Source organism: Oceanospirillum linum, assembly GCF_001995095.2.
GTDB classification, from domain to species: domain Bacteria; phylum Pseudomonadota; class Gammaproteobacteria; order Pseudomonadales; family Halomonadaceae; genus Oceanospirillum; species Oceanospirillum linum.
The window spans coordinates 105,875-119,252 of sequence record NZ_MTSD02000004.1 but is presented as its reverse complement, the minus strand read 5'-3'; the positions used below and the strand labels follow the sequence as shown (position 1 = coordinate 119,252).

10 protein-coding genes are annotated in these 13,378 nt (G+C 49.0%); 5 read left to right on the top strand and 5 right to left on the bottom strand.

Annotated features, from left to right (window positions below):
* Positions 1-61: 61 nt before the first annotated feature.
* The gene (locus BTA35_RS11040; RefSeq protein ID WP_078319878.1) at positions 62-2,443 is read right to left on the bottom strand and encodes a DUF748 domain-containing protein; all 2,382 of its coding nucleotides are present in this window, start codon (positions 2,441-2,443) and stop codon (positions 62-64) included.
* Positions 2,444-2,663: 220 nt separating this feature from the next.
* Here BTA35_RS11040 and BTA35_RS11035 point away from each other — a divergent pair, with 220 nt between their 5' ends.
* From BTA35_RS11035 to BTA35_RS11025, 3 genes are all read left to right on the top strand, one after another.
* The gene (locus tag BTA35_RS11035) at positions 2,664-3,956 is read left to right on the top strand and encodes a DUF945 family protein (protein WP_078319877.1); all 1,293 of its coding nucleotides are present in this window, start codon (positions 2,664-2,666) and stop codon (positions 3,954-3,956) included.
* A 219-nt stretch (positions 3,957-4,175) separates the two neighbouring features.
* Positions 4,176-4,592, top strand: a complete 417-nt coding sequence (locus tag BTA35_RS11030; RefSeq protein ID WP_078319876.1) for a DUF2185 domain-containing protein — start codon at positions 4,176-4,178, stop codon at positions 4,590-4,592.
* A gap of 145 nt (positions 4,593-4,737) precedes the next feature.
* On the top strand, positions 4,738-5,856 hold the full coding sequence (locus BTA35_RS11025; RefSeq protein ID WP_078319875.1) for a phosphoribosylaminoimidazolesuccinocarboxamide synthase: 1,119 nt from the start codon (positions 4,738-4,740) through the stop codon (positions 5,854-5,856).
* Between the two features lie 89 nt (positions 5,857-5,945).
* Here BTA35_RS11025 and BTA35_RS11020 read toward each other — a convergent pair whose 3' ends face one another.
* Entirely contained in the window at positions 5,946-7,154 is a 1,209-nt protein-coding gene (locus BTA35_RS11020) for an SPM autocatalytic domain-containing protein (protein WP_078319874.1), read from the bottom strand.
* Positions 7,155-7,464: 310 nt separating this feature from the next.
* On the opposite strand from BTA35_RS11020, the gene BTA35_RS11015 reads away from it, so the two are divergent.
* Together BTA35_RS11015 and BTA35_RS11010 are read left to right on the top strand one after the other, a co-directional pair.
* Entirely contained in the window at positions 7,465-8,205 is a 741-nt protein-coding gene (locus BTA35_RS11015; protein WP_078319873.1) for a sporulation protein, read from the top strand.
* A gap of 249 nt (positions 8,206-8,454) precedes the next feature.
* Positions 8,455-9,765 carry a cyclic di-GMP phosphodiesterase gene (locus BTA35_RS11010; RefSeq protein WP_078319872.1) on the top strand — a complete coding sequence of 437 codons (1,311 nt, stop codon included), beginning with the start codon at positions 8,455-8,457 and terminating at the stop codon, positions 9,763-9,765.
* Positions 9,766-9,822: 57 nt separating this feature from the next.
* Here the strand turns inward: BTA35_RS11010 and BTA35_RS11005 are convergent, their stop codons facing one another.
* The 3 genes from BTA35_RS11005 to BTA35_RS10995 form a co-directional block, all read right to left on the bottom strand.
* Positions 9,823-10,827 carry a YbaY family lipoprotein gene (locus BTA35_RS11005; protein ID WP_160055162.1) on the bottom strand — a complete coding sequence of 335 codons (1,005 nt, stop codon included), beginning with the start codon at positions 10,825-10,827 and terminating at the stop codon, positions 9,823-9,825.
* Positions 10,828-11,034: 207 nt separating this feature from the next.
* Positions 11,035-12,246, bottom strand: coding sequence for a GGDEF domain-containing protein (locus BTA35_RS11000; protein ID WP_078319870.1), 1,212 nt, complete (start codon positions 12,244-12,246; stop codon positions 11,035-11,037).
* Positions 12,212-13,360 (bottom strand): cache domain-containing protein, encoded by a 1,149-nt coding sequence (locus BTA35_RS10995; protein WP_160055165.1) that lies wholly within the window; start codon positions 13,358-13,360, stop codon positions 12,212-12,214. Before BTA35_RS10995 ends, BTA35_RS11000 begins: the two co-directional genes overlap by 35 nt.
* Positions 13,361-13,378: the final 18 nt, after the last annotated feature.

Below are 13,378 nucleotides of genomic sequence, written 5' to 3'. Positions count from 1 at the left end.
TTTTTGATCTCTTTTTATTCCGGTCAGAGTTTCAACTTATGCCCGTCAGAGTTTCAACGGATCAGGGCGTTAACAAGATCGTAAATTGGCTTTGGCTGAATGACTCTTCAAGCTGTCGGGCCTTCTGCTGCTCCGGTGAGCACTGGCTCATACGACCTGACAATCCCTGAGCCGCAAACAGCTTACGCCATTCCGTTAACCGATTCTGATTCAAACTTTTAAATGCGGATGCCGCCAGGACGCTATCTCCCTGTTGCTCAAGCAAAGCCATGCGCTCTTCTTCTGAGGCAAAGTAGCAATAATTCAGCCTCAGATCCTTTTTATCCTGCAGAATCTGACTTATTTTCAGTGCATAGCCTTTCTGATTAGCCGTCAGTTCAGCCTGCAGCAGCTCCAGAACGACAGGCTCAAGAGGAATATCACCACTTTTCATCAGACTGGTGCCAACGTCTTTTAGTGTCAGCAGTGCGCCGTAGGGCTGTAGCGTATACTTAAGATAGGCAAAGGTTCCTTTCTGGCTGGCGGCCAGAAGCAGTTCTTTAACAATGGCAGAAGCTCCCACGTTCAGCTCTTCACCTTTTTTATCCAGCTTCAGCTCCAGCTCGATCCGGTCACTGGCATCCTCCAGCATTGAAAATGCTGTTTTTACCGGTAAGTTGAGATTAGCCAGACCGCCTTTCATCTCCATATCCAGCTTATTAAAACCAAAGCCCAGTTCACCTTTCAGGCTATCAGGGGTGATCTCAAACTGAATTTTATTATCCATGACCCCTTCATCAAATACGATCTCAGCGTAGTATTCACTGTAAGGACTGATATCCGGGAGGTTCAGGCCGGACTGATCAATATTCAGGTTTACTTTAAGCGGTGCCGTTTGCAGGTCGCCATTCATCAGCCAGTGACTCTGGCCATTCAGCCATAGCTCCGCAGCCCAGGGAAACGGTTTTTTTGCGGGGTATCGGGGCTGATCCAGCTGTAACGAGGTGAGTTCAAGCTGGGTCAGGGGTGCATCCGTAAGATTCAGGTCACGAAAGTCAACTTTCTGGTTTAAGAGCTGAATCGCTTTCCCTGTGTAGCGCACCTCATAGGCTGTCGGAGCCTGATCGGGCTGAGCCTCAGCGATAACACCTGAATCATCAGAGTGAGAGGGTTGACCAGCTTCAGGCGGCACTTTTGCAGAAGAGGCTTGTGTGGTGGACTCTTTTGCCTCCGCCAGTTCAAATTTAAGGTCGCCGTTGGCCAGTTCAAGAACACCGGTCTGAATCTCTGCTGACTCGGTATCAGCATGGATACTGAGCATCTTCAGGTCGATGCTTTGCAGCAGAAAATCCAACCCCGGCTGGTTCACCGAAAGCGTTTCAAGCATCACCTGCTCTACCCCTACAACAGCCTTAGGGTCAGCATGCTGCAGATCGGCAATATCCACCTGAATATCAAGCCCATTCAGAGCAAAGTGCTTCAGTGCGTATTTATCAGAGGGTACATCTTCCGCTTCCGGCTCAGGTTGTGTTTCAGCAGCTTGAGGGGAAGCCTTGTTGGCTGCCTGCCAAATCAGATTATTCAGCTGAAGATCACCTGTCACCTGTGCTTTGAGAGATGATAAGGCGGTCTTCTCTGTTGCACCGGCCTCATTTGGCATTTCCGATACAAGCTGACGAACAGAAATATCAAGTTCTGTATCAAGAGCAACCTGTAATGCTTCAGGTATCTGCGCCAGCCACTGCTGATCCGGTGCAAAATCCACTATCTTCAGCATAAGGTCTGCGGAAGGCTCTGCAGATAACGGCGATAATGTGCCGGTTAAGTTGATTTCGCCCCCGGCAGTTGCCAGCTCCATCTGTAGAGATGACAGTGTCTCCGGTTGATCTGTATAGAAAGGGTTGAAAAGAAGACGCTTCAGCTGCAGATCAGGCAGGCCGTTTTTTTCGCTGTTAACGTTCAGGTCACTGATTTCAAGGCTATTAAGATGCACCACAAACTCAGATGCAGAGGCCTCAGCAGGATCATTACCGGCCAGATCTTCGCTGTTATTCTCCGGGCCCTGCGCCTCAGAAGTAAACACCTGCTGCCATTGGCCGATGCTCAAACCTGCAACCTGCCAGCCCGCTTCCGTTTCTGCCGGTAACTGCCGATAGCCTACCTGACCGCCCTCCAGCTTAACAAACAGCTGCAGAGGCTCTCCCGCCAGTACGCTATATCGGGTCTGGATATCCAATGAGTCCAGGGTAAAAGCCGACGCACCCTCACCCACAGACAACTTCTCAACAATCAGAGAAAGTGGGAACCAGTCTATCTGGGTATGGCCCACCTGAATCTTATACGGTTCAGCAAAATGGTTGACCAGCCGGGTGTGCCAACCCTGACTCAGGGCGATCAGAATGAATAGAATAAAAACAGTTACAGCGATAATCAGGGTGCGTAACCCAGAGAGCAGAAATTTCATTTACTCACAAAACTCGTTGGAAATAGCAGTTGAAAAAATCAGGTAAACACTTTGAAATGTTAGACCATTGCGCCAGCTTGTCTTTACTGATCAGCATCGTAATACTAGCACTGACCGGAAAGCGTGGTATGACAACAAAAATTGTTGCCAATTAAAAGCCATCCTTGACTACTTTATCAGTAAAAATTAGCCCTACCTAAAAGAAACAGGATTATCTTGAATGAACAAAATTACAGCAGGGATTTTGATCGGTGCTGGAGCCGTTGGCGCGGCCACTGCGGCTTATATCCCAGTGAAAGTCGGGGACACGGTACAGCAACAGATTACGCTCGCTGTAGCCTCAGCCAATGCGCAACAGGGCTCCTCCGGCCTTGAGATTCAGGTTATCGATTACCGGAAAAATGCCTACGACAGCTCACTGATAACCCGTATCCTGCTTAACGAGCCATCGGTTATTCAGGCAGATGGCACTGCACCCTACATTGATATCAGCCACCAGATCAGTCATGGGTTCACAGGGGCGGAGTTTATTTCCGAGGTCGTTGTCACCGAGGAGATGAAAGAAAGCCTGAAAGACTTTGACGACAAAGTACCTCTGCACTTTGATGGCGAGATCTCGGCTGATAAGTCCGTCCTGAACACTTACATTGAAGGCTTCACTCTGACACCGGACAACGGCGTCATCAAAATGAAGCCCGGAATTATTCGCCTGAACTATGATGCCGGTGACGCGACCTACGACCTTAACGGTATCTGGAATGGCCTTGAACTGAATGCTGAAGGAAACCAGCTGACCGTGGGTGAAACCAGCATTAAAGGCTCCGGCCAGCAGCAAACCGAATTTATCTGGTCCTATAGTAATGATATCAATGTCAGCCATCTGGGCTTGAGCAATGACCGGATCGAGATTCAGTCAGCCTCTTTAAACCTGAATGACAAGCTGAATATCCAGAAACAACAAGCTGCGGATGAGACCATACATTACTCCGGCAACTGGTCGCTGGATAAACTGCACATCGCCCAGTTCGGTCAAACGCTGTACGATTTTGAGCCCAGTGGTTTCTCCTACACGCTGAGCGGCCCGACGGTAAAGCAGACTGAAGCTCTGATGAAAGTTGCCCAGGAGATGGACAGCGAGCAGATGACGCCACAGGATGCCCAGGAGATTCTGCCTATTTTCGCCGATGTGGTAAACGCTGCAACGTTTAGTTTGCACGATGTTAATGTGGTAACCACTGAAGGGCGTATCAATGGTGATATGAACCTCAGCCTGGACACCAGTCAGCAGGAGCTGATCAAGGCTCTGAGCTTTCCTCCAATTCTGGCGCAATATGTGAAACTGGAAAGCAACGCATCGGTAAACAAATCCCTGTTCAACTCTATGCCGGTCTTTTCTATGATGGCGATGCAATTGAATCAGATGGGAGCCTATCAGGAAGATGAAGAGGATATGCTGATTCACGCACGGATGGAAAACGGTCAGCTAACGATCAATGATGTACTGATGCGCTGAGTCGCTGGCGGTGGGTCACCGGTAACGATCTCCTTTTCGCCGGACAACTCAAATCACCTGACTTTACCTGAATGCCGTGGGTTCTTCTGACCTGCGGCATTTTGATTTCTGGGCCGCCGGAAATTCCGTTCTGCTTCCGTCTGTATTAGAATAGCCGCCTTATTTGGATACAACACCCTATACACCGCAACCTTTTCACCGGAATAAAGCGAGCAGCCTATGCGTACGCCTGATATCGACGACCCTAAAACCCCTGAACTGGAAACCAATCAAACCAAAAACGGTTTTTTGTGCCTGGTTTCCCGCATGGTTATCGAAGAACGTATGCCCATTCGCTTTATGTACAAAACCGTCCCTGACCACCTCAATGACACGGGGTGGCGGATGTACAGTGGGTATGAATCTGAAGAATACCTTGCAGATGAGCTGAATAATATGATGACAGCGCCGGTTGAAGCCATGTGTAAAGCAGACCCAACCATCACAGACCTGGTGGACTATAACGCCGGAACAGTTTGGGAGCGCCCGCCGGGGTCGGCTGAAGATGGCTGGGAGCGTGTGTATGACTACATCATCCCATCCCCCAGTGTTGATGTTGATATCACCAATGATCCGGATGCGTTTAAAAACCTGTAACCCTGGTTTCTATGTCGATTCGCCTCGGATTAAAACCCCTTGCTACAGATCTGATTTAAAGCCTTTCAGCCGGGTCGGTATCTCCAGATACCCACTATGCTGAGAGGCTTCTTAATTTTGACCGTTTCTTACAGGAACTGATGCCATGAGCCCTGCAAACCCTTCCATTGCCAATCAAGTATTAGCCGTCAACAACGACCTGCCAATCCGTACCCACCAGCCGGTTCATAGCGGCAAAGTCCGTTCTGTATACTGGCTGACGGAAGAGGACAGCCGTCGTCTGATTCAGGAGAAAGGCTATAACGTCCAGTCTGACGCCCCCCTGGCGATTATGGTCATCAGTGATCGCATCTCAGCATTCGACTGTATCTGGCACGGCGAAGGAGGCTTGCAAGGCGTTCCCGGCAAAGGGGCTGCACTGAATGCCATTTCAAACCACTGGTTCAAACTATTCCGTGAAAACGGTCTGGCAGACAGTCATATTCTGGATATCCCGCACCCTTTTGTCTGGATCGTACAAAAAGCCAGACCCGTTATGATCGAAGCGATCTGCCGCCAATACATCACAGGTTCCATGTGGCGGGCATACAGCAAGGGTGAGCGTAACTTCTGCGGTATAGAGCTGCCGGAAGGCTTACAGAAGGACCAAAAGCTGCCGGAGCTGCTGATCACCCCATCGACCAAGGGTATCCTGAAGGGAATTCCGGGGGTTCCTGAGGCAGATGATGTGAATATTACCCGCGATAATATCCTGGATAATTTTGCTGCCTTTAACTTCAGGAGCCAGGACGATATTGCTCAGTATGAAAAACTCCTGAAAGAGGGTTTTTCCGTAATCAGCGCCGCACTGGAAGCGCTGGATCAGGTCTTCGTAGATACTAAGTTTGAGTTTGGCTACGTTACAGATGCCGAAGGTAACGACAAACTGATCTACATGGATGAAGTGGGTACACCGGACTCATCCCGTATCTGGGATGGCCCGGCTTATCGTGAAGGCCAGGTGATCGAAAAATCCAAAGAGGGTTTCCGCCAGATGTTGCTGAACCACTTCCCGGAGCCGGATATTCTGCTGAACAAAGATCGCATGAATGAGCGTGAAGCATTAGCCCGTGACAATGCCCTGCCACTGGAAGCACTGATGGATGTATCCCGAACTTACATCGATATCGCTGAGAAAGTTACCGGAGAGAAACTGCGGCTTTCCGACAACCCTAAGGGCGAAATTATCAGCATTCTGCGGGATCAATACGGGCTGATCGACTGATCACCGGCCAATCAGGTATAGCTGTATCAACAAAAACACCGCTGAGGCTCTGCTGCCGTCAGCGGTGTTTTTCTCTCTACCAGGTCTGGCTAAACCTTCAGATCAATCTGCTGAACGGAGGCGATACCTCCAGACTCCTTCAGGAATACACCTGATTCTCTGACATAACCCTGAGTTCTGTTGCCAGTTTCAGTTTTCAGAGCAAAAGGGGTTTGCTCCGACTTCAGATAGATGGCGCCAACATCCTTGTCCAGTAATGCGTATAGCTCACTCTCACCCTCACCTTTTGGCACCCATATTTTCAGCTGACTGAAGACGGCATCATTCTCATCAATAAAACCGTTGCCATCATCATCGTATTGCGCCAGCTCTTCAAAACCATCACCACTTTGAGCACCAAATAACTCATTACCGGAGTTGATAACACCATCGCCGTTAAGATCCAGTGCCAGATAGCCGGAACCCGCTAACAGCTCTGGCAGTGTTTCGTCTTCGCCATCTGCATCCAGATCAAACTGGAAGTGCAGCTTGTCACTCAGTCCGACACTGGGTCGGTCAAAGTTAATGACCAACGGGTCTTTCAGATTACCTTCTGAAAACTGAACAAAACTTTCAGACTGAAAGCTACGGCTCATATTGAGATCAAGGGACAGTTCAAGTTCACGGCCATCCTCTGTAATCACCTTGCCCTTTGCCTCCATGTGCGTATGTTCTTCCTCATGATAAAAGGTTGTCGCACTGTAGGTTATCTGTTGCCCGTTGCTTGGTACAGTATTCTGGCCGGACGCTGCGCGCTGGTTAGCAGGCTTCATCGCATCCATCTGCTCCCCGAGCCCACGCAGCTTCTGTATATCCTTCAGATCTTCTTCTGACAAATGGGAGTCATCCAGCGAGATTCTCAGGCCAAACATCTGCTCCATTAGCTGAACAAAGGCCAACATGCGCAGATCGGCTATCGCTTCAGCATCCATTGCCAACCCATTATCAAGCGGATCAGTTGATACACTGGGTGCATTCGTCCCCACAGAATCAGAGGGTGCCTGCTCCTGAGCATCAGCCTGACGGCCCGGCACCGGAAAACGGTCATAGGTATCATCTCCGGCAGCGCCCTGAGAAGCGGTGTTAGCTGACCCGTAGTAGCTCAGCGAAACCTGGGTGGCATCTGTTTTATTCTGGTAAGTCAGCACCTGATCTTTACCGTCAGTGCGTTTCACAATCTGCAGAGACTCTTCCTTTGTCAGTCGCTGAATAGCCTCATGACTGGAGCGCAGATTAAACTGTCCTTGTTGAATCTTCATAAAACACCTCAAGTCCGGCTGATCACCGGAAGCTACTTATTTACAAACAGGTTGATATATAAATCGGGGGTACATTGAGTTTCCTATCGGCAGATATGAACTTTAGGTAAATGAAATATTCTCATCCAGAAATCATAAAATCATCCTTGAATCTATAAAGGTAGTCCGATGCCTCTCTGGTGTCCTGCAAGATCCGACTTAAAATTTGACATCAGACGGGTATTGAAAAAGCTCTATCTGCATCCCATCTCTTGAGTTAATAACCGTAAAAAACATATACGCCATACTATTTTCAGAAAAAGGATCTCCAATGTTTAAGAAAATTCTTGCCAGTATCGGCATCGGTGGAGCCAAAGTTGACACTCTGCTGCATACAGAACGGCTTTGCCCTGGTGAAAACTTCAAGGCAACCATCGTGGTTAAAGGTGGGGAAACAGAACAGGAGATATCCGGGCTGGACCTGGCTCTGGTAACCCGTGTCAAAGTTGAGCGGGATGACACCGAGATGGTCGTCAATAAAACGCTGGCCCATTGGCATGTTGCCGATCGCTTCTCCATCGGACCGGGAGAAACCCGGGAGATCCCTTTCCAGGCACAGCTACCCTACGAAACCCCCATCTCAAACAATGGTGCCCGGTATAATCAGAGTAAGGTCTGGCTGGCCACAGGTCTGAATATCGATATGGCACTGGATGCCAGCGATAAGGACCCCGTTGACGTCATTGCGACCTCGACGCAAAATAAAGTCCTTCAGGCGATGGATGCCTGCGGTTACAGTCTGATGAAAGCCGATGTGGAAGAAGGCGTTATTCGCGGTCAGAACTTCCAGTCCTCCCTGGGCTGCTATCAGGAATTGGAATACCGCCCTAATAAATTCGCGCTGTTTGGCCTGAAAGAGGTCGAAATTTCTTTTGTCAGCACCGCAGGTCAAACTCATGTTCTCTTTGAGCTGGATCGCAATTTTGGTGGCGATACTTACCACTCTTTCTCATTTGCCAACGATGTCTCACAGGATGAAGTAACTCAACTGATTAAAAATCTACTGGGTTAGTCAACAGAAAAACACCAGAAGCCGAATATTAATTCGGCTCCCTGTACATCCGGCATGCATTACTAAGCAGCAATCTTACCAATTCAAACATTGTTTTTTTTATCACTTTTACCTGATTGGCCAATCCTCTAAGATAGGTCAGAATACAATGCAAAACAGTGCCTGAAACACAGGGTGCTTTTACTTTTTAGAGCAATGGCCTGAAAGATGGATCAACCCGCCAACGCTTTCTGCTTTCAGGATTATTAAATGCGACAAAATATCCCTGTTCAACAGTTAACTCCCGGCATGAAAATCATGGCACTGGACATTGGCTGGGATAAAAGCCCTAAGTGGACACAACCCTTTGTTTTAAGCACCAGCGAAGACTTGGCGCTATTGCTTCAGCACTGCAATATTGTAGCGATTGAAACAGACGCACCCGAAGAAGAGAAACCGCTTGCCACTGAGTCTCAGAAACATCCCAAGCCGGTATTATCTGAGCAGAAACAGGCTGCGGACACAGAGACATCAGACTCAGTCCCCCACAAACAAACGGAAACCGGGAGTCCTCCATCCGGGCTCCAGGTAAAACCATCCAAGCCCCAGGCAAAAGCAGACCTCAGTAGCAAAGTTTCCAGGCAGTTTGTGATCGATAGTTTTCATAGCTGTCTGGATATTTTAAGTACTAACTTTGAACGGGCCCGAAGTGGGCTGAGTCTGGATGCCAGTGCGCTTGAGGCGTCTTCTAAAAAGCTTCTGGTTTCTACATTGGCCCGCCCAAGCACACTCACGCTGCTAAGCCAATTGGAAGAAAAAGACAGTTCTTTGGAGCGTAAATCCCTCGATGTGGCAGTTCTTAGCCTCAGCTTTGGTCGAAGCCTTGGTATGTCAAAGGCTCACCTTCACAGACTCTGCATGAGCGCTCTATTGCACGATATCGGTATGATCAGGGTTCCTGAAGAGCTACTGAAGCAAAAAGAGGTTTTGAGTATCGGGCAACGCATCAGCATCCAAAAACATGTCGATCACAGCTGTGACATTTTACATCAGTCACCGGCATTGCGGCCCTTAAACAGCATCGTCGCTTACCACCACGAACGTTTTGACGGAACGGGATACCCTGCGGGCATATCCGGTCGAAAAATCCCGCTTGAAGCCCGGATTCTTGCGATTATCACAACCTTTGAAGCGATGACCCGTAACCGGCACTTCAGTAATAAGGGAACGCCAACACAGGCTCTGCGCAATCTGTACCGTCTGCGTAATCATAACTTTGATGGTAAGCTGGTTGAACGATTTATTCAGTCTGTTGGCATCTACCCTATAGGTACTCTGGTAGAACTCAACCGGCAACAGATCGGTATGGTGACCGATATTACCCGGTCAGCCCGGTCAAGACCGAAAATTCGCTGTTTGTTTGACCATGAAGGGAAACCACTGCCTAAGCACCAGGAGCTGGACCTTGCGGATGATGCTTTAAGGAAAGTAAATATCACGCGCACTGTAGAACCGGAAGAGATACCGGACTTATCACTACAAATGCTGGCCATAGAGCTGGGTCTTAACCGGGCCGCCTGACACGGGGCGTCAACCTAGCCTGTACCGGTGAAAAGGGTTCGCTCCCACCGGTAACAGCTAGGGCTGCAGAAACTCTCCGCAGCCTTGATAGTGCCGGCCATTCCACCAGACACTCACACGTTGCGGCCATATTTTGTCCGCCATGGAATCCTGACAAGCGCCGCTGCGTACTGTCGCAGATACCCTGTCAGCACCGTTCATAGCCCGGTAAGTAACACTGTCCGGCCTGTAGATGACTTTTGGTTCCGGCAGCTGTACTCGCTTCTGTCCGTATTCTGTAATCAGGTTAAGATTGTGCTGAGAAACGACTTCTAGCAACCAGGGTGGCTCTTGACCCACTGCCCGAAAATCCACCGGGCGTCTCTCATGGGGATCTCGGGCATCACGATCAGCGTTATGCACACACTGGCTGTGCAATGTGCCCTTATAGGACAACATTGCCCGATCACCCTTCATCCAGAACAGAGTATCACCCTCCTCATAACGAGCTCCTGAAGCTGAGCGAACCTGTGAAAGCACCAGAACTCCATCAGGAAGATACAGGGCAATTTCACCGATTCCCGTCCGGGTGCCAAAGGCAAAATCCCCACACTGAAAAACCCGGCTCACTGCAGCGGTCATAGGCTTCATATGGGACTGCTGGGTTACCGGAACACGCATCAGCAGCAGATCGATCTCCCGATCAGGCCCTAAAGGCTCTATAACAACAGGGGACTTACTGGCAAATAAAAGGCGCTCGTCTCCGGAGAAAATCTGGCCTTTGACCACGTAACGGAAACCGCTACGGATATCTTCCGGTTTAAATTTCAGGTGATAGGTAAACGGCACCTGCCCTAAAGGGTGAAAAATCTGTTCAGCAATCTCAACCGGAGGCTCTGCCTTCACAGCTTCCCGGATCAGTACAACGCGGACAAACGCACCGGGTAAAAGCGCAATTCTCTCCCGGTAGGATACCTGACCGGAAATAACACCCGCCGGAAGCACCTCCTGCGCAGACTCCTGCTCTGTATTCGGTGCACTCTCAGAGGAACGGTCTTCCGGCAAAGGTTGTTCAGGTGTCACCGGCCCCGTTTCAGGTGGGTTTGGTGGCGCAACACTGCACCCACTGACCAGAAGAAAAACAAGCCATAAACCCAGCCATCTCAGCCTCGCAGGCAATCCATTTAAAACCACACCTCACTCCAATTTTTACAGATAGACTCTTACAAAAAAACAGACTGCCAGAGGCTGGCTCACATGCCACACTGACATCAGGTATTAATACGATATTCAGAAACTACAAACCTGGTCACGCCCCTTGGACTTGGCATTATAAAGCTGTTCATCAGCATGCTTCACCAACTGAGCAAAGCAATCTTTCAGATCAAAGGTCTGATTAAGGCAGAGACTCTCATCCAGAGTAGCTACGCCTGCAGAAAGTGTTATTTTAAGGCGCTCATCGCCATATTCCATTTCAAACGCCCGAACGGAACTCACAATACGCTCGGCAAGCAGGATAGCATTTTCTTTATCCGTTTGCGGCGCCAGAACAATAAACTCTTCACCGCCAAAGCGCCCCACAAGGTCCGTTGCCCGCACTTCAGACTCAAACAGCTGAGCAACATGCCGGAGCACAAGGTCTCCGACATCATGACCATAGATATCATTAAAATGTTTAAAGTGATCAATATCCATCATGATGACGGAGAATGGCTCACCTGTCCTCAGATAATGAGCGATCTCCGGTTCAGCACGATAATCCACACTTCTACGGTTAAACAGCCCCGTGAGACTGTCGTGCATGGCCGCTTTTTCAAGCTGAGCCAAAACCTGATTGCGCTCGGTGACATCAAAGATGATCGAATGGTAATAGTGCTTACCATCAAACTCCACATCACTGGTATATACTTCAACATCACGTATTTCACCATTCGCCAAGCGATGTTTGTAGTTACCATAATCACAGTTTTCAGTCAGTGTCCGATAAAACTCAGCTCTCAACTCCTCCAGTGGCAAAGTATTGATCTGCTCAATTCCCATACTGGTTAGCTGCTTATGGCTGTACCCGTAGTACCTTTGAGCGGCTTCATTGGCATCAATAATTTGCCCTTGCTCAGGGTTCAGAAGCAATTTAACTGCACGGCTGCGCTCAAAAATCTGCCGATACAGCTGCTCTTTAGCTTCTATCGCTTTTTGTAGCTCAATCTGGTGTGAAATATCCTGAATAGTACCCAGGATGCGATCCACAGCACCGGCGTCGTTGAAAAGCACTTCCATATGGTTACGGACATAGATTAGACGATCATTCTCGCTTTTAACTCTATGGGTCAGGTCGCCGGAGATCCCTTTTTTCGCGCTTAGGAACGTTTGCCTGACCTCTTCCCGGTCCTCCTCATAAACACAGGAGAGAAACTGCTCAAGGCTTATATCTGTCCCCTGAGGCAGCCCCACAATTCGGTAAACCTCATCAGAAAATACCAGCTGATTTGCTTCGACCTGCAACTGCCAATGCCCCCAGGTGGGCGATTTTCTGCGCCCGGTTCAGCTGGTCTATACTCTCCTGCAGTGCCAATGTTTTCTGTTCAACCTGCATGCGGAGGTGACGTATGTAAAAACGAACCAGCAAAATCATCATGGACAAAACAAACAGAAAGCCGACAACGCCCAGCACCAGATAACGCTCCCGGGTACTTTGCAGGTGTTGATACTTTTCTGTCTGGTCAAACCAGAAGGCAACATACCCAATGCGATTCTGAGGGTCTTTGTCCGATAGGCTCTTTTTATAATCAAACAGAGGGATCAGTGAGAAGCCATAATAGCGCTCACCAAGAGGATACAACCTCACGCTGTGATGGTTCTCGTTATCCTCTGCCTGCAGATCCATCATTCTGCGCAGCTCACCTTTCCGTGACTCCGCTTCCAGGTAACAGTCACAGGAGTGAATTACGTCACCAAAACGCTCCCCGATATATTCGGGCCACATCGTCGCGGCAATATGATCGCGACGCAATAAAATACCAGCGCCAACATTCTGCGTTTCATCAAATATTTTCAGCACGGTATTGAAAGAGGTCCCTACCTCCAGAGCGCCCACATGCACCTGCTGCTGAGTTTCACTATCCTCTGAAAAAACAGGTACAACGCCACGCAAACCGGAGTAAACACGACCAGTTTCAAAACCAAGAGCAGGTTCCAGCGAAGCATTCACGTCTACAACGGTATGTCGGATATCATCCATCCGGTCGCCATATTTCTCCGGTCGGTGAACACGTAAAAAACTCAGAGAACCGGGGGCCAGATGAAAGTGAAGCTGACGAGCATCAAATCGCTGTTGAATTTTTTTCCAGCCAGGAGCAACAGCATCATAAAGGGCATGACGATAAAACGCTGCAGACTCAGCACCGGCACCACCACCCTCAGCCTGAACGGCCAACATCCCTTTGTAGAACAACTGCTGAACGTCATGATGACTACTGATGAACGTCGCAATCATTTCCATGTTTTTATACGTACGTTCTAACAAGCCATTAAAACTTTTTTCCAGAACTTCAGAGTCCCGCTCCAAGGAAAGATAGAAAGTCTCTTCAGTCACCTTAATACTATAATGAACACCCATTATAGTAACCAACGCTAA